This is a genomic window from Candidatus Methanodesulfokora washburnensis (assembly GCF_003947435.1).
In the GTDB taxonomy this organism is placed as follows: Archaea; Korarchaeota; Korarchaeia; order Korarchaeales; family Korarchaeaceae; genus Methanodesulfokora; species Methanodesulfokora washburnensis.
In genome coordinates this window covers 1-22222 of record NZ_RCOS01000104.1, presented here as the reverse complement: position 1 = coordinate 22222, position 22222 = coordinate 1, and the positions used below count along the sequence as shown (strand labels likewise).

Below are 22222 nucleotides of genomic sequence, written 5' to 3'. Positions count from 1 at the left end.
ATGCGCCTTGATCTCTCATTCTAGCCATGAAGGATATCTGTCCAGCCACATACTGGGCTATATCCCTCGCCTGATCCCTTAAAATAGGGGCTATGAAGGAGGGCCTTATGAACAGAAAGAAGGAGGCAAGAAGAATACCAATTACTATCAGCAATGCCCATGTAACTGCCTTCATGAGATCACCCTCATGGATTCCACCTTATGCCTACGACATGAGGCCTAAGATAGTCTATTCTCACTGTGTTCTGCTGTCCTGCTCTGCTTAATCCTCCCTCTGCTGTTATGTTCCATCCTCTTCTCACTATTGTGGAGTCCACTTTTATTGAGGTGTTCACTTGAACCTCCAGATAGGTTCCCTTCGGAACTATGCACACCCAGCTCAACGAGCCGTTGTATGCTATAACCCTTCCCTGATATGGAGGGCCTCCATAAACGGTGAAGATGACGGAGCCGTTGTAATCACCTGAGGGGTTCACAACCTTTACCACAGCGTTATCAGGCAGGTTTATGCTGACAGTTGTAGATGAGTTCACTCCAGCCTGAACAACATTGTCGATTGCATTGGATATTGCGATAGCAGCTTTAAGCACTGCATCAAACTTCTGCCTAGCACCTGCACTCTGGACATAGGGGTACATGAAGGCGAATGCTGTCGCAACTATTATGAGGGCAAGCACAAAGTAAGCAAGGTTCACAACAACATTGTGGGGCATTTATCCTTTCCTCCCCTCTGACTCTGCTCTTCTCCTGTAATAGTCGGCAATCGCATTTAACATTTTGGATAGGGAGTATAGGACAAAAGCTAGCTCTATCATGACAACACAGCAGAAGATCATTAGTAGGGTCCACAGAAGCTCCATATCAATCACCCGTGACAACTACTTTAACCGTTATATTTCCATTGGAAGGGCAAAATGGATCACTTTTGGGAGGGCAGAACGCATATCCCCTTACAGAGGCTACTTTACTTCTAGTTATGTTCTTTCCTAAAATGATATATGTTGTTCCATTGTACAAAATTATCCTGAAGTCATCCTCCCTGGAGACAAGCCCAATTTTATTTGCCCTATAGGAATCTTCATTTTTTAGAACTGATTTCTTCAGCTGCCATACAGCGGTCATATTAACCATGTAGGGATGAACCGCTATAGTTCTCCCATCTCTCTTGTACATCGCAATTCCTATAGTAGGTGGAATTTTTGTCTCATTCAATGGGGATTCAAGGAGCTGCCTGAATGCTAGAACTGCCTCCTCCTGAAGAAAAGAGCTCTGAGATGCATACATGCTCCTGACAGCAAATATGGAGAAGAGGCCGAATACAACGACGATGAACATGCAGACGAGGAAGGCAAAAACATGCTCCATTGGATCACCTGTTGAAGCCAACTCTAACAGTAATTATCGTGAAATAGGGCTCGATGAAAAATGGCTGATTGGTATCCCATCCATTATACGATCCGGGAAAACTATTCATCGAAAGGTTGTACGGACCTGGGGTGAAGAAAATATAGCATGGAAGATTATGTAGGCCGCTTTCTGTGGTTACGCTACATAAGCCACTTCCCGTAATTATTTGCCATCCTGATCCTTCGTAATAGCCTCTAGCGGAATTATTAACCAACCAGTTAAGGGTAGAATCCTGAGGTGTGAGATTTATCTGCTCCCCAAGAAAGTAGAAATAACATGGTTGATTGTTGCACTGCGGCTCGGATTCCAGCTGAAAATTTTTCCCTGAACCGAGTTGAACCGGTAGTTGAAGGGTTATACTTCCACTTTTTCCATTAATATTATAGTTAACAGTTATAGTTACAGTGCCAGAGCAGGATCCTGTTTTAGGAGAAAGCTCCAACAAGGCAATTCCATTCTGAATATCCTGAGGACCAGAAACAGAAAAACATGGAGGGCTTACGTCCGTAACACTTGCAGATCCGGATGTAGCAGGAGTTCCATCGCTGTAATAGCCCACAACGTAAATACCGATAGATCTCCAAGATGTACATCCTATAAGAGGAGGTAGATTACAATATACATAACTTCTATTCGGAAGTGCATACACAGTCAAATTCCTGCTCTCATTTGCCAGGGAGACCGTTATGTTCTCTATTATACTCCTCTTAACAGGCCTGCTCATCTGCCTCAGTCTAGCTGTTCTCAAGGTTCCATTCTTTAATATCACTGTGATGTTTGCAGCTATGCTTACATTTTCTTTTCTTTCAGTATATTCCAAGAAACTGTTGACTGTGTTATTAAAGGTATAAAAGTCAATACTACTGTTGATGTAATTAGCATACATCCCAGCTATTGTTCCTGCAATGCTCTTGCTCAGAGTCCTCATCAGCATTATATTCTCCGTTCCCCTCTGGTTATACACAAAGACGCTGTAAAGTACTATGCTTATCAGCAGTATAGCAATTATTGCTTCTATGGGTTCTGTGACCATTTCAGCTACCCGTTTTTCACGGTTTACACTCTGATATTCCCTTCAGTGTCTGAAGGAATTGACCGTAGTTAAGGGAGCATGTAACATCATTGCCACAGGACAGAGGTATTTGGAAACTGCACTGGCCAGTACAGCAACCATTCTCTACTGTCAGGGTGAGGTAACCTTCATTTGTATATATAGTGGCAATTGCTAAAACCCTTTTTCCTAGAGACACACCTTGGCATACTGATGTCTGCATTGGATCCAGATAAAACTCCGCAGTACCTCTAGAATTTATAGCTCCTTGGCCTTGGCCCGGAAATATCACGTGAATTCTCTCTCCATTTGGTGCTACTAATTTTATTGTTACTGTATTGCTACATGGGTTCCGTATAAAGCATGTGCTTCTTCCTCCTCCAGACGCTTTGTTGCACACGACAATAGGTAGATTATTTAGATTAGGTAGATTATTTAGATTAGGTAGATTATTTAGATTATTCCCTCCACCTGATGAAGGGGGTATTAAGAGCTCGAAGTAGGAGCTACTGTCTATAGTACGTAACCGAAGTATAAACTGGCAAGTATCAACCTGAATATAATCCTCTAATACTAATCCTTTATTTTCTAAACTCTTATTTAGTGTAATATTAAATGCTTTATCAATATAGCCCTCAGCATCCGTGCGCGTGCGCGGATTACTATTAGCGAGACTTTTGCACAAAAATGCCATCCCATTTACTGAGCCTGCTATGTCCACAAAATCTTGGGATGGATCCTGTTTCATTATTATTGAAGGTTGGTTTATAACTTCTATTACTGAGAGCAACATAACAACTAGAGCAAAACCCACCAGCAATACCGCACCGCTACCTGCTCTCATGTTCTCTGCTGTATAATGCAGCCAGTGATATTTAATCCTCTGTTTCTTTATTTTATAATTATTACAAAAGTGAGTCGAATTTTTCAGCTGTTCAACTAATCAAGGATCAAAACTAATTTCTTTAAAAAGGAGCTTTCTAGCGAGGAGCAGAGTTAAGCTTAACATTTATTTAGAGACTTATCAAGCACAATCCAAATATCCTACTGCAGAAATCTACTTCTTATGATCCCAAAAGTTCTTTTCATTATTCCTTTTGTTATAACATCTCTTTGCCTGCACGTGAAGCTCCAGTTTGTATCAGCGGCTTTCTTTATTCTCGCGGCAATGGGAGTAAAGTCTATTTATTATATTTTGAAAATAGAATGGCTTTTTATGGAATATATTGTAGGATAGCATAATAGTTGAAACTGTAGCTGTGGAATGATGAAGCAGCTCCTGTTAAAGCACATGAAGAGAATAACGGAGAAAGTATCAGCGGGAAAGAAGCCCAGCGGCTGGGAGATAGGAATACTGATGCACGCACATCCTAGTGAATCTTATTTTCAAAGAAGTGAAATATCTGTTATCTCAACTGCTACAATATCGCCGTTTCTGCTGAAGTGAAATATTACCAAGCCGTCCTCCGTGGGCTCTCCCTCAGCAATATCCTCATGCATAAACTTGATGAAAAGGCTTCCTGTTTCCTCATCATAATCCATCATAACGACCTTTCTCGGGATGTTTATCCTGTATCTCTCCTCAATAGTTCTGAGCAGACCCTCGACGTCGATTTTCAGTAATGTATCAGTTTTTTGAACCATCTATACCTCCTCCTCTTTCTTCTGGAGCTTATAAAGTAGGCTGTGATTATATATCCTTTTCTATCAACCCTGTATATGACCACTAGATAGTCTGATACAATATCCACCCTTTTGAGAGCATGTCTTGCATTAGTTTTATCCAGGTAAACCTCATCGGGATTTGATATTGCCTCCAAAACTAGTTCAATCTTGCTCTTTAACTCCGGATGTCTGGTCATGATGTGCTTCCATGTTCTCCTGCTAAGAATCACCTCCAGCCCATCATGAGTTCTAACTATGCGGGAGATATCCGACATCACGTGACCAAGACGCTAGATTATAAAATGCTAATCATGGCGAAAAATTCAGCAAGTGCTCTTCTTTTAGATATGAGCTTATCCGCAAGGATATTCATAACCTTAAACTCCCCCACATTGCTCACTGTCGTATGCTAATTGAAGTCCGAGAGAAATCTCGACTCTTCTAGATTTTTATCGCTAAGCTGAAGAAGAAAATGAAGTAAAATCTAAAAAAGCTATTTTGCCTGATTATGGGAGGACTCTCTCAATATCCCTCGGGAACAAAGCAGCCTCTCTTATGTTCTGCAGGTTAAGCATCCTGTAGATAAACCTCTCCACACCTAGGGCAAAGCCCCCGTGAGGAGGTGCCCCATACCTGAAGAAGCTTGTGAACCACTCCAGCGATTGCTTATCCAGCTTCTTCTCCTCTATCTGTCTCATAAGAACGTCATATCTGTGCTCTCTCTGACCTCCTGAGCTCACCTCCTCCCCTTTGTATATGAGATCAACGCTCCTAGCCCATGTATCATCAGCTTTCATCACGTAAAAGGGCTTTACAGCGAATGGGAATCTGTTCACGAATATGAAATCTGAGTTATACTTCTCCCTGGCATACCTCCACAGAAGCTCCTCGGACTCTGTATCATAATCTCCTCCATACTCTATTCTCTTCCCCATGCCCTCAAGCACCTCATAAACTTGAGGAAACCTTATCTCCGGAAATGGGGTCCTCGGTATCTCAAGCTGAACTCCCAGCAGCTCAAGCTCCTTCTGCCTCTCCTCCTGCACTCTCCTCATCCCAGCAACTATCACCTGCTCCTCAACTCTCATCGTATCCTCTTCATCAGATATGAATGCCATCTCAACTGCAATTGATCTGAACTCGCTCATATGCCTTGTTGTGTGGCTTGGATCCGCCCTCCAGTTTGGTCCAATGTCGTATATCCTTGTAAATCCCCCTAGAATTGTGAGCTGCCTGTGAAGCTGGGGATCCTGCCTCAAATAAGCTTTTTTATCGAAGTATTTCACCTCAAAAACTTCAGCCCCGCTTTCGCTTGCAGCCCCTATTATAGATGGGGTGAAGACCATGAGAAATCCGTTTTCATCAAGCCAGTCCATAGCTCCTTTTATAAAGCTTGCCTCTATCTTAAACACAGCCTGTACCTCAGGTCTTCTGAGATCAAGAGGCCTGTATTTCATCCTTGTTGGAAAAAGAGCTTGAACCTTCCAGTTTGGATCGAGGGGGAGTTTCTTCTCAGCCCTGCTGATAACCCTTATCTCCTTCGGTATGACCTCCAGATCAGCCGATCTTGCAATCTTTCTGTCTGTTTCAAAGCCTATTACCTCTATCACGCTCTCCTGAGGAAGATCTTCAGTAGCAGAGAAGAGATCATCCGAGACTTCTCCTCTCTTCATCGTTATCTGCACTTTTCTCTCCCCTCTAAGCACTATGAACCTCAGCTTCCCAAGATCCCTTACCTCGCTCACCCAGCCAGCTACTCTGATCTCTCCAGCCATATTGTCACCTTCTTTCCAAACATCTCCCAGTCCTTTCTGTACCCTCTTCCCTCCCCAATCTCAACGGAGACTGCATCAACCTCCTCCATTGCCTCCTCATCCAGCAGATTATCAACCCCTTTTATGTACACTTTAACTTTCTCAACCCCCCTTCTCAACCCCATCTCCTTTCTCATCTGCTGTATCCTCCTTATAAGCTCCCTTCTCATCCCCTCTCTTGCAAGCTCTGTGTCCACCTCAGTGTTGAGGTAGACCTTTCCTCCCTGCACATTCTCCTCATCCCACTCAGCCCTTCCAACGCTTATCCTCTTCACATTCACTTCCTCCATTATCAGATCTGGAAATGTGGCTACAACCTCTCTGAGCTCCTCAGAAACCCTTAGTTCAGGAAGGGGCTGCCTTATCCTCATCTTCCTTCTAGCCCTTATTGAGTTTGCAGCTGCTATCACAGCCCTAGCAGAGTTCATTAAATCCTCAAGCCTTTTGTCTATTGCTTTCTCGTCGTGCTCTGGCCATGGGAGCATGTTCACGCTCTCTGGCATCCCCTCCTCCCTGAAGGACTCCTGATATATCCTCTCAGCTGTGAATGGGGCAAATATCGAGAGAACTGGGAGGATCTTTGAGGCTATCTCCCTTAGTATTCTGGATACAGACGGATTCCTTCTCACCCTTTTCCTCGCATATCTCAGGTAAAGATGGCTGAGATCCTCAACAAGGAAGTTGAGCAGGGAGTTGACCGCATCATGTATTCTATACTCCTCCATCGCATTCCTTATGTCCTTTATCGTGCTGTTCAGCCTTGAGAGAATCCACCTGTCCTCCTGGCTCATCTCCCCCTCTCCTTCCAGCACTGCGTACTCCGATATAAAGACGAAGACATTCCATATCACCTGAAGCTTCTTTAGAGTGTTCTCCATCTCCCTCATGTTGAACCTAAGATCGCTCCATGTCACCTTTGATAAAACGAAGAGTCTGAATGCATCGGCCCCAAATCTGTTCTTTATCTCATCAACTGGGACATAATTTCCAAGGCTTTTGTGCATCTCCCTTCCCCTCTCATCCAGCATGAATCCATGTGATAGCACAGTTTTGTATGGAGCGGAGCCGAATATCAGGTATCCAACTCTCAGCAGTGAGAAGAACCAGCCCCTGAACTGGTCATGCCCCTCGACAACGAAGTCAACAGGCTTTAATCTTTCATAATCATCCTTCTCAGGGTAACTTAAGCTTGCGAAGAAGGATATCCCGGAGTCGTACCAGACATCTGCCACATCAGGAACCCTCCTCATCTCCCCTCCGCAGCTGCACCTCCACTTTATCTCATCAACCCATGGCTTGTGAAGATCTTTGGGTTTCACACCAGCTTTTTCAACAAGCTCCTTTTCCCCAGATATTACCTCAGTTTTCCCGCATTTATTGCATATCCATATAGGAAGAGGAGTTCCCCAGTACCTCTGCCTGGATATTATCCAGTCCTCCAAGTTCATCAGCCAGTTCTTGAACCTTCTCTCCCCTCCCCACTGAGGAACCCATCTAACTCTGTCAACCTCTCTTATCAGCTCATCCCTCAGATCTGAGAGCTTGACATACCACTGCTCAGTTGCCCTCAGTATCAGGGGGGTTTTGCACCTCCAGCAAACTGGATACTTGTGTACTATCCTTCCGGAGTAAAGAAGGAACCCATCAGCCCTGAGATCCTCTATTATCCTTGAGTTTGCCTCCCTCACGCTCAGCCCCTTGTACTCCCCTGCCTCCTCTGTGAATATCCCTCTTTCATCGACTGGGCTTAAAACTGGCATACCATATCTTACATGGGCTGCCTCGAAGTCCTCCTTTCCATGTCCTGGGGCGCTGTGGACGCATCCAGTTCCCTCCTCCATTGTCACATATTCCCTGCTCAATATCACCTTGTGATCCACTTCTCGCTGGACAGGGACCCTCTTCTCGAGGGGATTCCTGTATCTAAGTCCTTCAAGCTGGCTTCCCTTCATCTTCTCTATGATTTTATAGTCCTTTATTCCTATCTCGTCCATCACCTTCTCCAGCCTCTTCTCAGCCATTATGAGCACATTTCCCCCTGCCTCAACTCTCACATAGTCCTCATCCGGATGGACCATGACAGCGACGTTAGCAGGAAGAGTCCATGGAGTTGTGGTCCATATCACTATATCCCCTTTATCCGTCGGAAACCTCACATATATCGAGGGATCCTGAAGATCCTTGTACTCGCTGACCTCATAATCAGCCAGAACGGTCTCACACCTTGGACACCAGTGCACAACAACAAGTCCTTTTTTCAGCCTTCCACTCTCCCATATCCTCTTTAATCCCCACCATGCCGAGCTTATGTAGCTTCTCTCGAACGTTATGTAGGGATTATCCCAGTCAAGGGATACTCCGAGGGTCTCAAAAGCTGTTGTCATCTCTCTCAAGTTCTCCATCGCAAGTTCTTTACATTTCTCAACGAACTTGTCTATCCCATAGCTCTCTATGTCCTTTTTTGTGCTGAATCCTAGCTCCTTTTCCGTTGCGACCTCTATTGGAAGGCCATGAGTGTCCCATCCAGGCTGATCCCTGACATCATAACCTCTGCTTCTCCAGTATCTGACCACCGAGTCCTTTATGAACTTGTTCCAGCAGGTTCCTGGATGAGGCTCCTTGCTGCTTGGATAAGGGGGCCCGTCCAAGAAGTAGAACTTCTCTCTACCTTTTAGCATCTCCCTTACCTTTCTGTATGTGTGGTTCTTTCTCCAGAACTCCAATACCTCAGTCTCATACTTCATGGGGTTGAACTCCTTGCTCAGAGGTCTCATTGGAGCACCTCCAGATTCGGTCTGTTCATCAAAATGGGAATAAAAAGTTTGCATTCGATAAGGACGGATGGATAACTATTTTTAATTAATGAATTAAATTTTTTAGCTAAAGGAATCTTCATGGAGAGCCTAAAGAAAAAAGGCAAGCGAAATCATTTTTAGCAGTAAATTCTAGTTCTGACTTAAATTATATTTAACATAAAAAATAGAATTAGAGAAGCTCCTTCACTGCATCTGCTACCTCCCTAACAGCTGTGGCCTTTGATCCGGGCCATTCTATTGTATCAGAGGATATAACCTCATCAGCTAATGCCAATATCCTATCTATGGCTCCTGGAGCCAGCACTGGATGGACAAATGCGGCAATTGCCCTTCTGGCCCCCATTTTCCTCACTCCAGCAAGGGCATTCACCATTGTCCCTCCTGTTGACACGATATCATCCGCAATCAGAACATCCCTTCCTCTTAGATCCATTTCGACAAGCTGCGTCCTTATCTCTCCTGTGTTGAGATCCCTCTCCTTCTTGAAAGCTCCATACTCCTTTATTCCCATTAGATCAGCCAGCTCCTTTGCCCAGGCAATACCTTCACCATCAGGTGCTATTACAACAGGGTCTTTGAGCTCCCTGTTTTTCAGAACCCTTGCTATTCCGGAAAATCCGGAGACATTGACAGCTTTTGCCCTGCTGAATATGTCTGAGAACGACTTTATCCTGTGGAGGTGCACTGTCACGCTTATAACAGCGTCAGCTCCGGCTTCCTCCAGCATCTCAGCCACATATCTCGAGCTCAAGGGCTCTCCAGGCCTGAATATTTCATCCTGTCTTGCATATGGGAAATATGGGATTACTGCTATTATTTTCCCGGCTTTCAGCTCTTCCCTTAAATTCCTTATCGTGAACAACACCTCAGAAAGGTATGTGTTTGGATTCCCACCGCTCTTCATCCTCATAGACAGGATGACATTCGATCCATTTAATCCGCTTGTCTCCACTATCCTCGGGCATATCTCCCCATCTGGAAAGACTCTTCTCTCAACTTCAGCGATTTTTGCCCCTATTATCTCGGAAAGAGACCTGTTAAAGTCATCCGCAGGACCAACTACATGCATGAGATCACCTCAGATACATTTATTACCAACTCAAAAAGCTTAGCCTCAATGAGGTCAGGTGGCCTTATAGCGCTTGAGGGGATAGATGGATCTGGGACAACAACGCACTCCAGAATTCTTTATGAGAGGATATGCAGGATGGGAATGAGAGCATTTCTGACCTATGAGCCAACAGATGGACCAATAGGCAGGATAATAAGGGATTTTCTCTCAGGGAAGCTGAGGGTTGAGCACGATGTCCTAGCTCTCTTGTTTGCAGCTGATAGGTTATTTCATGTGCATGAAATATCCGGCATGACAAAGGATCGTTTTGTTATCACAGACAGGTATCTATTCTCCTCAATAGCATATCAGGGCTTATTTCTCCCAGAGAACTGGGTTAGATCGATAAACTCAAGGGCTCCTCTGCCGGATCTGGCAATACTTCTGGACATAGATGCTGACACAGCAATTGAGAGGATAAAAAACAGGGAGAGAAAGGAGATATTTGAGGACAGAGATAAGCTTGAGAGGATAAGGGAGAGGTTTCTCTCCCTCAAGGATGAGTTTAACATGTTTGTTGTCGATTCAAGAAGGCCAATAGAGGTGGTTGCAGATGAGATCTGGAGCATATTCAGGAAGTGGGCAGGAATTTAAGAGCGCTGAGGAGCCTGAGCTTCCGGGAGGAGTTCAATATCATGTGAGAGTATCTCCCAAGGATACGAAGAGATATGTCCTTCTTCCAGGTGATCCGGAGAGGATAGAGAAGATAGCGAAAAGCTGGGATGAGTACAGAGAGATCTCAAGACACAGGCAGTATTACGTGATATCCGGCAGGTACAGAGGTGTTGAGCTCATGGCTGTCTCAACTGGGATAGGGGGGCCTGCTGCTGCCATAGCTGTTGAGGAACTTGCCAGAACTGGAGCTGATACGTTCATAAGGGTTGGGAGCTCTGGAGCAATACAGGAGGGGATAGAGGTAGGGGATCTCATAATATCCACTGGAGCTGTCAGAATGGAGGGGACGAGCAGGCAGTATGTGAGGATAGAGTATCCTGCTGTCGCAAGCTATGAGGTAACCATTGCCCTCATAGAGGCAGCTGAACAGCTTGGGTACAGATATCATGTTGGGATAACCGCAACTACAGACAGCTTCTACACAGGACAGGGAAGACTTGGAATGGGGGGATATTGGCAGAGCTGGATGAAGGATATAGTGAGCGATCTGAGGAAAGCCAGAGTTGTGAACTTTGAGATGGAGGCTGCCTCCATATTCACAGTAGCTGGGGTTTATGGGCTGAGAGCTGGTGCTGTATGTGCAGTCTATGCTCAAAGAGTAACTGGGGAGTTTGGAGTTAAGGGAGAGAAGGAGGCAATAGATGTGGCAAATGAGGCTGTAAAAATACTAAAAGAGTGGGATGAGATGAAGAAATCTAGAGGAAAGAGGTATTTCTTCCCATCTCTGGTGAGAACATGAGGATAACAGCAATAGGAAATGCCAACATAGATATAACTCTCTTCTTGGAGGAGATGCCTGGCTATGATGAGGACATCCTCGCGGATGACATAATATTCGGGCCTGGTGGTTCTGCATCGAATTTTGCTGCTGCATCAAGTCATCTTGGAGCTGAAAGCTTTTTAATAGCCTGTGTTGGGTCTGATCTATTTGGAGAGATTTTCCTGAAGGAAATGAAGATGCATAATGTCTCAACTGAGTGGATAAAGAGGATAAAAGAGGAGAGGACAGGGACGGTTGTGGTGATACAGGAAAGAGGAAGGCAGAGAAGGATGATAACGATGAGAGGGGCAAATTCAAGGCTTGGTACATTAGATTTCTCCGAGTTTCTTCCTCTTCTCAGATCTAGCGATGTGGTTCATATTTCAAGCGTTTACGAGGATGTTGTATCGGGTGTTCTCAAGGTGTACAGAGGGATATCTTGGGATCCGGGGATAAAGATAGTGAGAAAAATGGGAAGAAGAATAATAGATTATCTTTCTGGTGTAAAAAGGCTTTTTATGAACATAAAAGAGGCAGAGCTTGTGTTTAAAGGGGAGGATGAGGTGAAAAAGATATCTGAAGAGGTGGATGTAGTCCTCAAGATGGGGAGCAGAGGGGCAAGGGCATATGTAGAGGGAAGGGTTTATGAGCAAAAAGCTGTCGAGGCAAAAGCCGTGGACACAACGGGAGCAGGTGATGTGTTTGATGCTGCATATACAATTGCATTGCTCAGGGGAATGGATGTGAATTCATCCCTCAAATTGGCCAATGCAGCAGCCTCGATAAAAATAGCCAGAAAGGGGACACAATCCGGTCTTCCCTCATGGGAAGAAGCTCTTGATGTTGCTGCTAAATTTTACGGAGGAATTTGAATGAATAAGGGGACTTTGATCCTCACACTGCTGGGAATAATCCTCTTCCTACTTCTATTTCCAGCCTTGGATCTGAGCAAGATACCCAGTTATGTAAACAGAGTAGGTCTTCTTCCGGTGGTTATATCTATTGTTCTGATAAACATAGGGGTCTTCTTCTACTCCTTGGGATGGTATCTCATCTCCGGAAGGAAAATACCCCTTATTGACTCTTTTCTGATAAGCTACTCAGCTCTCTTCATGAACCTCCTCATACCAACTGGCTCCACATCGGGAGAGGCATTGAGGGTGTATCTTGCCGGAAAAACAGGAAAAATGGGGAATTCAGAGGCTTTATCAACAGTAATAGCTCACAGAATAGTGATGACAATTCCATTCTTAGTATGCATAGCTCTCGGAGTGTCCAGTCTCTCAAAGCTAGCTGGAAATCTCTTCCTTCCATCGTTAATGGCTATTACACTGATATCGATTGGGACTTTGCTAATAGTGAAGATAAGTGTTACAGAGGAGTATCTCATGAGAATTCTCTCCCTTATCGAGAGAGTGACAAGGAGAAACATGGAGAAAATGAGAAAGGAGATAAAGGAGTATGCAGGGGCATTCAAAAACCTTATGAACGAGAAAAGAAGGCTTGCTGAGTCAACTGCTTGCTCCTTCGCCAACTGGCTCCTTGACATGGCTCCAATCTTCATATACCTTCGATCCCTCGGCATAGAGATAGATCTCTTCTCAGGGGCCTTCATATACTCCTTCTCCATATTAATGGTCCTGATCCCCTTGGGTATACCTGGAAACACTGGAGTAAGGGAGTGGGCAATGGCAAGCCTTCTAATGGCGATGGGGGTGGAGAAAAATGCTGCTATATTTGTCACGATAATCTCATCAACTATCACAGTTTTCCTGAACGAACTTCTCTTTGGCTTTATATGCTACATTATTGCTTTAAAAAGACTTGGCAAATAGAAAAAATTTTTAATTTAACCTTTCTGGATGGAGAGGTGATCTCATGCCCAGCCTCTCGAAATCGATGGAGAAGCTGGAGGTGGAAAGTGCATTTATAGTTCTGGACAAGGCCAGAGAGCTTGAGAGACAGGGAAAAGAGATAGTTCACTTTGAGATAGGCCAGCCCGATTTTCCCACACCAAAACACATAATAGAAGCTGCAAAAAAGGCTCTTGATGAGGGAAAAACTGGTTATACACCAGCTGCCGGGATATATGAGCTTAGAGAGGCAGTTGCCGAATACATAAGTGAGAGCAGAGGAGTGGATGTGAAGCCAAAGGAGGTTGTGATAACAGTTGGGGCGAAGATGGGGATATTCGCCTCCCTAATAGCTTTCTTGGATCCCGGAGATGAGGTCGTGATACCCAGCCCCACATATCCAGCATACGAGGGTGTCACCAAGTTTGTTGGCGGAGTTCCTGTAACTGTAAAGCTCAGGGAGGAGAGGGGATTCTCCCCAAGCGGAGAGGAAATAGCATCTGCTGTGACGGATAAAACTAAGGCCATAGTGATAAACACGCCTGGGAATCCCACGGGAGGAGTTTATTCGAGGGAAGATATAGAGGCAATATATGAGGTAGCCAAGAAGAGGGACATTGTAGTTATATCAGATGAAATATACGAACATATAATATTTGATGGTAAAAAACATGTTAGCGCTCTTTCAATAGGGGATAAGGAGCATACTGTGCTCCTCGGAGGCTTCAGCAAGTCTTGGTCCATGACAGGATGGAGGCTTGGATGGGTTATTGCACCTGAAAAAGTGGCAGACAAGGTAGCAAAAGTTCAGCTGAACTCTGCATCATGCCCGGCAAGCTTTGTTCAGTATGCAGCAATTGCAGCGCTGAAAGGTCCATGGGACGATGTGTGGAAAATGGTGAAGGAGTATGAGGCTAGGAGGAATTTGATATACGAGGAGGTAAACTCAATACCCGGGTTCAGCATGATAAAGCCAGCTGCAACATTTTATGCATTTCCAAACGTGAGCAAACTGGGTGTAAAATCATCAAAGCTCGCTGATATGCTTTTAAATGAGGCAGGTGTAGCCCTTCTTCCTGGGACATCCTTCGGGGCTGAGGGGGAGGGCTACTTAAGGATCTCCTTTGCCACTTCAAGGGAGAATATAAAGAAGGGGATGAAAAGGATAAGGGATTTCGTGAAGGAGAAATTCTCCTGATCCCTCCTCCTTTTCTTTAAAAGCCCCGGGCGGGATTTGAACCCGCGACCTGCCGCTTACAAGGCGGCCGCTCTGACCGCTGAGCTACCGGGGCATCATCACATATATGATGTCCTTTTAAAACTTTTTCTCATTGATTCCAAGAGCTTTTATCAAGTACCTTCTCCCCTCTTCTGAGGAGAAGATAGGAGGTTCCCAGTCTTGGACTATTTTTCTCCTCTTTACAATCACTTCCTTTCCCTCTATCGGGTCGAATCCTTTTTTCTCGAACTCCTCCCATCTTATCAGAATGCCTCTTCTCTGCCATGCTGGAGTTTCTGCAAGATTTATCCCAAGCTTCTTGAATACAAGCTCATGTTTTTCATGAGATTTCATCCCTCTGAGCATCTCATCAGCCTTTTTTCCTGTTATTCCCTCCTTTTCTAGGGCATAGAGCGCGTAGGAATTTATGTGGTTTCTCCAAGCCTCCTCCTGCCTCCAGGAAAGGTAGTCTATTGCATCGGAAGCACCCGTTATGAAAACCACTCTGGAGTCGAATGCTATATCATTTCTTCTCAGCTCATTTGAAATGAAAGAGGAGACAAGGGATGGTATAACAGAGTTCATCTTCTCCACCCTTCCCCTCCAGGGCAGAGGCGGGTTGAGAAGCAGTGATATTTCATCAGAAAAAGTGTAAGCAAGGTTAATGGGCATGCCCAGCTCAAAGAGTTTGGAGGTAGCTCTAACCATTGTTTCAGCAAATCTCCTGTCATACGGCTTATCAAGCCCAAGAGATAAAGCTAGATCGCTAAACCTCCATCCATCAAGCCTAAGGATCACCATAGAGTCCTCGGGAACTCTCAGGCTTGAGAATATCTCTCTGGATTTCCAGTCTATGAGCATACTCATTCATGAGCTGGGGAAAATAAAAATCATCAAGATCAATGCGAGGAGACTCCCGACCTTTAGTCGAGGAGAGGAATCGCAGCAAGTTTTAAATATTTTTCCCTTCTAAAGCTGGGGCAGGTTGCCCTGAAGCTATCTGTCCCAAGAATATAGCTAGGAGGGCCACGTCCCTCCCAGCAGGGCTGAGTAACCCAGCCCGTAGGGGACTGCGGGATGAACCTACAAAGCTCCCGACTTCAGTCGTGGAGTAGGTTACCCCTCCTTCAACCTAGCCACCTTCTCAGCAAACTCTATTATAGCCCCAACTACATCAGTGTTCCTTGTCTCATGGGCTATAAGGCCCATTGATTCCATGGCCTCCTTCACATCCCTGCTGAACTCCTTCGATATCACAACTTCACAATCTCTAAGTATTTCGAGAGCTGAGGAAGGATCCTCTGAGCTAATTCTTGTGTTAACCCTGAGTTCAACCTTAGTTGGGCTTTTCCCTGAGACATCGTATATGGCAAAATACTTCGCCTTGTTAAACTCCCCTTCCTTAACGTGTTTTCCATCCTCTGTGGCAACAGCAACTCTTATCGGCAAGATCCTTCATCTCCCCTCCTCACCATATCCCCTTACCTTCAGCCTAAAAAATTTCACTCTCCCAGCCTCTCAATAAACCTATCGATCTGGCTGGATCTCATTGTTATCTCAGCATGATCGATTCCGCCACAGATTGAATGCTCGATTCCGGATAATTTCTCCTTCATCTCGCTTAAAAGATCTTTAGAAGAACTCCTTCTTGCAGATACAAATGCCACAGGTCCCTCTGTTGCATAGGAGAGAACTAGATCATCTGATGCTCTGGACTCAAAGTAGGCTATTGCCCTCCTCTTTCTTGTCTCGCTGGCCTCCCATATGCGCAGTCCCTCCTTGGATAACCTCAAAGTCCCTGATGAGCTTATTAAATCCCTCAAAGATCCCTCCATTCCCTCATTCTTGAGGAAGGATGAGAGTATGCTGGATCCATCTAAAAAGGAAGCGGGATCATCCATATTTTCATCCAATGAGATAAATGCCAGAGAAGGACCAACAGGATGTAGAAGGGATGCCTTTACCAGGATATCATTTCCTCTTCTGAAGTTCTCCCCATCGCTAGAGGCAAATATATAAGGCCATTTGAGGGCTGCCTCCCTTGCTATGTCCAAGAAGAGATAGCTGTCCATCGAGCCAATGGCAGCTATCCAGCACAGATCTGAGAGGTCCTCATCCCCAAGCTGTATTGCCATTCTGTAACTCAAGCAGGAGAGGGGTATGCCAAGCCCTCCATCTATCAGGCTTATGCCGTGTCCATGTGAAATCGAATCGCTGAAAAGAAAGACATTTTCATGAAGCTTTTCAGCCACATCCAGTGGTCCTGGACCAGTTGGCAAAACACCAACAGCTATTAGATCAGAACTTCCGGATCTCTCCACGTTCTCCAAGAACTCCTCAGGGAGGGAGGGAATTGCAAATACCTCAACCCCTCTTGCCTTGAGAATCTCATATATCATGACAGCTGCTGCTATCTCATCCGGCAGGTTGCCGTACAATATTACAGCTCTTGATGACACGAGGTCAAGGGATGACAGGGCTTTCGACGCGATTTTGTCAACCTCTCTCCACATCAAGAGAAAGCCGAGGGCAGAGTAGATAACCTTTATTTTATAAAAAGTAATAAATATTTCAAAATATTAACAACTCCCACACGGTTATAAGTCTATCCTGCATAGTGTTAGGTGGAGCTGAGAACAAGGATAATGGGGATAAAGCTGGACGAGCCAAGAGCTGTCATAAACAGAGAGGATGCTGACAAGCTAGGGCTCATTGCAGGGGACAGGGTTAAGATAAACTACAGGGGATCCTCTTTAACGGCGCCTGTAAGCATATCCAACTTCGCTGAGAAAGGCTCTATCGTGATATTCCTTGATCTTGCCGAGAGGCTTGAGGTAAAGGATGGGGATTTTGTGGATATCACTAGATCGGATTCTCAGCTATCTGTTGAGCTGATAAGGAGGAAGATGGCGGGAGCAAAGCTGAGCAAAAGGGAGATAGAGGAGATAGTCTCGGATATACACTCCGGATCCCTCAGCAATGTTGAGCTGACGGCTTTCATCCTCTCTCTTGAGTTCAGGGGGATGGATCTGGAGGAGATAGAATATCTCACAAAGGCCATGGCTGAGATAGGAACAATGCTTGACTTCGGAGGTGGAAATGTTGTGGACAAGCACAGCATGGGAGGAGTTCCCGGGAACAGCAAGGATGCCCTGATAATAGTGCCGATAGTCGCATCTGCCGGACTTTTAATGCCAAAAACTAGCACAAGAGCGATAATGAGTCCATCTGGAACAGTTGATACAATGGAGGTTCTTGCTCCTGTTGATCTAAAAGCTGAGGAGATAGTTGAGATAACAAGAAGAGTAGGAGGGGTCATAACATGGGCTCATGCAGCCAACATATCGCCAGTTGATTCGATGCTGATAGAGAGAGTTGAATATCCCCTCAGAATTGATCCTGAACCGTTGGTATATGCATCAATTCTCTCCAAAAAATATGCAGCTGGTATAAAGAAGCTCATTGTGGACATACCAGTTGGGGAGGAGGCAAAAGTGGAGGACATGAGGGATGCAAGGAGGATAGCCAAAAACATGGTTGAGCTCGCGGAAAGACTTGGGATAACAGCAGAGGCAGCCATATCATATGGAGGGCAGCCTGTTGGAAGGTGCATAGGCCCTGCATTGGAGGCAAGAGAGGCACTTGAGATACTCTCCAGCAAGGGGAAGGGAAGTGGAAGCATAGTTGAGAAGTCCTTAAGCATAGCCGGGATGCTCCTAGAGATAGGAGGTGTTTCAGCCAAGGGAAAGGGGTACCAAATGGCTCTCTCAATACTAGAATCAGGAAAGGCATATGAGAAGTTCAGGGAGATAGTCGAGGCTCAGGGAGGAGATCCGAACATAAGGCCTGAGGATGTGGAGCTGGGAGAGCATAATGAGATAATCAGCTCAAGATCAGCAGGATATGTGACCAGAGTTTCAAACAAAGCCATATCCATGATAGCAAGAGCAGCAGGAGCTCCCATGGATAAAAAAGCAGGAGTGAAACTCTATGCAAAAAGAGGAGATAGAGTTGAGGTCGGAGATCCAATAATGGAGATCTTCTCAAGCAGTTCAGCCAGGCTTTCTGAGGCGATAAAGTTGGCGCAATCGCTTGATCCAGTCAAGGTCGAGGGGATGATCCTGGAAATCCATGGAAGAGGCCCTGTCCAGATATAGGCTGATTTTCCATGGGCATAAGATCTAATTTGCTTTAGCAAAATCCATATAATAATAGATAATTTATATGATTATATTTATAGCAGGCATTTTTATAAGCCGACTTTCTAGGCTGCCCTTATGAGGTTCCAAGGAATAATACCACCTCATGTGACACCGTTTGATGAGGAAGGAGGGGTAGATCTTTCCTCTCTTGATAAACTGCTTGATTTTTGGCTCAATTCTAGGGTTCACGGTCTTGCTACTTGTGCGAGCAATGGAGAAGGGCCTCTTCTCGATGAGGAAGAGAGAAAAATCGTCATAAAGTCGGTGGTGGATAAAGTAGGAGGAGAGATCCCAGTGATAGCCGGTGTGAGCAGCCCCTCAACTAAGAGAGTTATAAGACAGATCGAACAGGCAGAAAAACTGGAAGTTGATGGGATACTGCTGACCCCTCCCTATTACTTTAAGCCCAGTACAAGAGAGCTCTTAGAGCATTACAGGACTGTGCTCAGATCATCTTCTCTCCCAATTCTGCTCTACAATGTGCCAAAGTTCGTCGGATATGATATACCAATTGAGTTGATCGGCAAAATAGCTGAGGAGCATGGGAATTTCTCCGGGATAAAGGAGTCCAGTGGAGCAGTTTGGAGGATATCTGAGCTCATAAGGATTCTGGGGAGAAGATGGTCTGTTCTTGCTGGAACTGGAGATGTCCTGCTCCCCACTCTGGCCTTAGGAGGAGATGGTGGGATAGTGGCTGTCTCGATTTTTGCTCCTGAGTTGACCGTAAAGCTCTATGATCTCTTCAAGGCAGGGGATCTGAAAGGAGCTGCTGATATACAAAGAGTTTTGACAATGCTCAATGAGGTTGTGGTGAAGAGGTACAATCAGCTGAGCGCAACTAAGGAGGCACTAAGGCTAAGAGGACTTCCCGGTGGATTTGCAAGAATGCCATCTCAGCCTCTTTCAGAGGAGGAGAGGAATGATGTTAAAAAAGCTCTTGAGCTCGCAAACTTAATCTAGCTTTTCCAGCTAGCCTAGCAAAATTACCTCCTTTTTGCTTATCATCAAGCGAGATCAGGACTCATCTCCTTTGGAAAACTTTAAATCTTTGTCAAAAAAGCAGTACTAGGTGATCCTGTTGAGCGAGAGAAAACTGGTCATGGTTCCTGGCCCAATAAATTTTGATCCGAGGGTTCTCAGGGAACTGGCTGTTGAAGGTCTTGATCATATATCAACAGAATTTGTGAGGTCATTTGCTGAAGCCTTATCCATGCTCAGAAGAATTGTTAATGCCAAGAATGAATACCAGCCTGTTGTAATAGCAGGATCGGGAACGCTTGCCATGGAGGTTTCCGTTACAAACTTTCTCGAGAGAGGAGGGAGAGCTTTAGTAGTCTCGAATGGATACTTCGGAGACAGATTTGTCGAGCTTCTCTCCAACTATGAGGTGCATGTTGACCTGCTTAGACCTGATAAAATAGGAAGCTCCGTTGAGGCGTCAAGAGTGGTTGAAGCTGTATCAAAGGAAGATTACAATCTGGTCACCTTGACTCATGTGGACACCAGCACAGCAGTACTGCAATCGCTGCCGGAAATTGGAAATGAGCTGAGGGATAAGGAGACGATACTTGTTGTGGATGGGGTCTGCAGTGTTGGTGGAGAGGAGATAGATATTGTTAAGGATGGTGTAGATGTCCTGTTCACTGGATCTCAGAAGGCATTGGGAGTTCCTCCCGGTCTGTCCCTTTTATGGCTTTCTCCCAAAGCACTCCAGAGATTAAAAGACATCAGAAAAAGCATATCTCCCTATTACATGAGCTTAAACAGATGGATCAGCATAATGAGATCCTACGAGGAGGGAAAGCCTGCATATTTCGGCACGCCCGCAGTGAACCTGATAGTTGCCCTGAGGAAGAGCTTGGAGATCATTCTAGAGGAAGGTATGGAGAAAAGATATCTGAGGCACAGAATACTGTCTGAGGCATTTAGAGAGGGAATGAAGGCTTTAAATCTACAGCTTTTAGCAGATGAAAGTAGCGCTGCACATACAATAACTGCAGTCAGGCTTCCAGATGGAATACCATCAGGTTCTCTTGTCGATCTTGTGAGAGGCATGGGGGTTCTGATAGCGAAAGGTCTAATTAAAGATATAAACTATTTCAGAGTTGGTCATATGGGAACTGTCAATGCAAATGACATAGTTGCCACAATAGCTGCCATAGAAAGGGCTTTGACAAAACTCGGTCACAAAATAAGGCTTGGAGAAGGTGTAGCAGGGGCTCAGGAAGTTCTCTGCAAACATGGGTTCTAGAGCTGTATAACAATAAAATCCTTTATTATTTTTATTAAAGTTAATGCTGCGGTTATTCAATGTAAAGGGCAGGTCTTCCCGGAATTGCAAGCTTTGCCCTATTCTTCGGGTCATATTCGGCTTTTTCAGCCTCTACTACATGCACTTCCTCCACTCCAGTCCTCTCCTTTATCATGTCCTTTAGCTCCGATAAAATCTTGAGCTCATATTCCCTCTTGGAGAACTTGATGACCTGTCCCTTGATGAACTCCTCCACAAGCTTTCTGGCTTCTTCCCCCATTTTCATGTAGTCCTTTGCGATGTCAAATGCCTCTTTTGGATTAACTGGAGATTTTAGCTTGGATAACTTGCTTGCAAGATTGTATTTCCACTCCGGAGCGACATATATGTAAAGCTTTCTCGGCTTCGCCTTTAAAGTCCTGATTATCTTGTTCACATCCTCCACTGTTGACTCAGCCATCTCAAATGCCAGCTCTGCATCCTCATCTACTTCCTCTGCTTCAGGCCATCTAGCTGCCGAGACATATCCCTTTTCTCCCATCATGTGCCAGAGCTCCTCAGCTGTGTGCGGTATCACTGGTGATATTATCCTTATCCACTTGTTCAGCATATCCCTGAGCACAGCTGAGTCAGCGCCTCCATATCTCATGTAGGTCTCGAAGTCCCTCATCATATCGAAGAACCCTCTTACAACAGCCTCTCTATACATGTGGGATGAGTAGCATTTATCGACCTCTTTTATCGCTTTGTTCACCCTTGTTATGAACCATTTTGTCATTATCTCCTTTCCTTTTCCTCCCTCCATTCTCATTATCTCCTCAGCCATTCTGAAGAACTTCTCCAGCCTTCCTCCAACTGTTCTCATCTCCTCCTCTCTCCAGTCCAGAACAGTCTTGAGGTCGGCTGCTGAGACAACATAAAGCCTGAACCAGTCAGCGCTGTAGCTTCTGCCTATGTTCGCAAGGGGTATCACATTTCCCTTGCTCTTCGCCATCTTCTCCCCCTCTCTTATCACCAAATCGTTCAGCGTTATCTTTCTCGGCCACAGTCCCTCGGGAAATATGGCTACATGGTGGAATATGAAGAAAGTGAGATGATTGCTTATATGAGCTATGGCTGTGTGCCTCATGTCAACTGGATACCAGTAAAGAAACTCTCTTCTCATGCCCTCAACGTCCTCCTTCCTTATTCCAAGCTTTTCAGCTATTTTCTCCGGATCTCCATTTCCCAAGAATATGTAGTCCCAGAAATCGTTCTCCATATCCTCTATCCCAAGGCCTCTTATCCTGTGCATCACAGTGTATAAAGCCATGTATATCGTGGAATCGCTGAGGGATTCTATTATCCACTCCTCATCAAAGGGAAGCCTTGTCCCTATTCCCCTCTTCCTGGCACATG

General features: G+C 45.1%; 22 protein-coding genes and 1 tRNA gene. 8 read left to right on the top strand and 15 right to left on the bottom strand.

Features of this window, described 5'->3' with window-relative positions:
- Positions 1-185 precede the first annotated feature (185 nt).
- The 10 genes from D6D85_RS08775 to D6D85_RS08735 all read right to left on the bottom strand — a co-directional run bounded on the left by D6D85_RS08775 (position 186) and on the right by D6D85_RS08735 (position 9822).
- Positions 186-713 (bottom strand): hypothetical protein, encoded by a 528-nt coding sequence (locus tag D6D85_RS08775; RefSeq protein WP_125671681.1) that lies wholly within the window; start codon positions 711-713, stop codon positions 186-188.
- Positions 714-860 (bottom strand): hypothetical protein, encoded by a 147-nt coding sequence (locus D6D85_RS16325; RefSeq protein WP_161969789.1) that lies wholly within the window; start codon positions 858-860, stop codon positions 714-716. It abuts the gene before it with no gap.
- 1 nt (position 861) lies between these two features.
- Positions 862-1365, bottom strand: coding sequence for a hypothetical protein (locus D6D85_RS08770; RefSeq protein WP_125671680.1), 504 nt, complete (start codon positions 1363-1365; stop codon positions 862-864).
- 4 nt (positions 1366-1369) lie between these two features.
- Positions 1370-2440, bottom strand: a complete 1071-nt coding sequence (locus tag D6D85_RS08765; RefSeq protein WP_125671679.1) for a hypothetical protein — start codon at positions 2438-2440, stop codon at positions 1370-1372.
- A gap of 16 nt (positions 2441-2456) precedes the next feature.
- Positions 2457-3302, bottom strand: coding sequence for a hypothetical protein (locus D6D85_RS08760; RefSeq protein ID WP_125671678.1), 846 nt, complete (start codon positions 3300-3302; stop codon positions 2457-2459).
- Between the two features lie 542 nt (positions 3303-3844).
- Positions 3845-4102, bottom strand: a complete 258-nt coding sequence (locus D6D85_RS08755) for a DUF2283 domain-containing protein (RefSeq protein ID WP_125671677.1) — start codon at positions 4100-4102, stop codon at positions 3845-3847.
- Positions 4075-4398, bottom strand: coding sequence for a PBECR2 nuclease fold domain-containing protein (locus D6D85_RS08750; protein WP_125671676.1), 324 nt, complete (start codon positions 4396-4398; stop codon positions 4075-4077). Before D6D85_RS08750 ends, D6D85_RS08755 begins: the two co-directional genes overlap by 28 nt.
- 231 nt (positions 4399-4629) lie before the next feature.
- Positions 4630-5898 carry an aspartate--tRNA(Asn) ligase gene (aspS, locus tag D6D85_RS08745; RefSeq protein ID WP_237558804.1) on the bottom strand — a complete coding sequence of 423 codons (1269 nt, stop codon included), beginning with the start codon at positions 5896-5898 and terminating at the stop codon, positions 4630-4632.
- A complete protein-coding gene (gene ileS / locus D6D85_RS08740) occupies positions 5877-8711 on the bottom strand; it encodes an isoleucine--tRNA ligase (RefSeq protein WP_125671675.1) in 2835 nt (944 codons plus the stop codon). The genes aspS and ileS overlap by 22 nt, the downstream gene beginning before the upstream one ends.
- Positions 8712-8922: 211 nt before the next feature.
- Entirely contained in the window at positions 8923-9822 is a 900-nt protein-coding gene (locus D6D85_RS08735; protein WP_125671674.1) for a ribose-phosphate diphosphokinase, read from the bottom strand.
- Between the two features lie 48 nt (positions 9823-9870).
- On the opposite strand from D6D85_RS08735, the gene tmk reads away from it, so the two are divergent.
- From tmk to D6D85_RS08710, 5 genes are read left to right on the top strand one after another with little or no spacing between them, the layout of a single operon-like run.
- Positions 9871-10458, top strand: coding sequence for a dTMP kinase (tmk, locus tag D6D85_RS08730; protein WP_161969788.1), 588 nt, complete (start codon positions 9871-9873; stop codon positions 10456-10458).
- Positions 10418-11278 carry a uridine phosphorylase gene (udp, locus tag D6D85_RS08725; RefSeq protein WP_125671672.1) on the top strand — a complete coding sequence of 287 codons (861 nt, stop codon included), beginning with the start codon at positions 10418-10420 and terminating at the stop codon, positions 11276-11278. The genes tmk and udp overlap by 41 nt, the downstream gene beginning before the upstream one ends.
- The gene (locus D6D85_RS08720) at positions 11275-12171 is read left to right on the top strand and encodes a carbohydrate kinase family protein (RefSeq protein WP_125671671.1); all 897 of its coding nucleotides are present in this window, start codon (positions 11275-11277) and stop codon (positions 12169-12171) included. The genes udp and D6D85_RS08720 overlap by 4 nt, the downstream gene beginning before the upstream one ends.
- Positions 12172-13134, top strand: a complete 963-nt coding sequence (locus D6D85_RS08715) for a lysylphosphatidylglycerol synthase transmembrane domain-containing protein (RefSeq protein ID WP_125671670.1) — start codon at positions 12172-12174, stop codon at positions 13132-13134. It begins immediately after the preceding gene.
- Between the two features lie 43 nt (positions 13135-13177).
- A complete protein-coding gene (locus D6D85_RS08710; RefSeq protein WP_125671669.1) occupies positions 13178-14350 on the top strand; it encodes a pyridoxal phosphate-dependent aminotransferase in 1173 nt (390 codons plus the stop codon).
- Positions 14351-14371: 21 nt separating this feature from the next.
- Here D6D85_RS08710 and D6D85_RS08705 read toward each other — a convergent pair.
- The 4 genes from D6D85_RS08705 to D6D85_RS08690 form a co-directional block, all read right to left on the bottom strand.
- Positions 14372-14444: transfer RNA gene (locus D6D85_RS08705), tRNA-Thr, on the bottom strand.
- A gap of 23 nt (positions 14445-14467) precedes the next feature.
- Positions 14468-15232 (bottom strand): tRNA(His) guanylyltransferase Thg1 family protein, encoded by a 765-nt coding sequence (locus D6D85_RS08700; RefSeq protein ID WP_161969787.1) that lies wholly within the window; start codon positions 15230-15232, stop codon positions 14468-14470.
- A 255-nt stretch (positions 15233-15487) separates the two neighbouring features.
- A complete protein-coding gene (locus D6D85_RS08695) occupies positions 15488-15820 on the bottom strand; it encodes a NifB/NifX family molybdenum-iron cluster-binding protein (RefSeq protein ID WP_161969786.1) in 333 nt (110 codons plus the stop codon).
- 53 nt (positions 15821-15873) lie between these two features.
- Positions 15874-16884, bottom strand: coding sequence for a hypothetical protein (locus D6D85_RS08690; protein ID WP_125671666.1), 1011 nt, complete (start codon positions 16882-16884; stop codon positions 15874-15876).
- A gap of 111 nt (positions 16885-16995) precedes the next feature.
- On the opposite strand from D6D85_RS08690, the gene D6D85_RS08685 reads away from it, so the two are divergent.
- The 3 genes from D6D85_RS08685 (at position 16996) to D6D85_RS08675 (ending at position 20824) form a co-directional block, all read left to right on the top strand.
- Positions 16996-18528, top strand: a complete 1533-nt coding sequence (locus tag D6D85_RS08685; RefSeq protein WP_125671665.1) for an AMP phosphorylase — start codon at positions 16996-16998, stop codon at positions 18526-18528.
- Between the two features lie 120 nt (positions 18529-18648).
- Positions 18649-19533 (top strand): dihydrodipicolinate synthase family protein, encoded by an 885-nt coding sequence (locus tag D6D85_RS08680; protein ID WP_125671664.1) that lies wholly within the window; start codon positions 18649-18651, stop codon positions 19531-19533.
- 118 nt (positions 19534-19651) lie between these two features.
- On the top strand, positions 19652-20824 hold the full coding sequence (locus D6D85_RS08675) for a pyridoxal-phosphate-dependent aminotransferase family protein (RefSeq protein WP_125671663.1): 1173 nt from the start codon (positions 19652-19654) through the stop codon (positions 20822-20824).
- A gap of 52 nt (positions 20825-20876) precedes the next feature.
- Here the strand turns inward: D6D85_RS08675 and D6D85_RS08670 are convergent.
- Positions 20877-22222: class I tRNA ligase family protein (locus D6D85_RS08670; protein ID WP_153184010.1), on the bottom strand; the 1346-nt coding region annotated here is incomplete at its 5' end.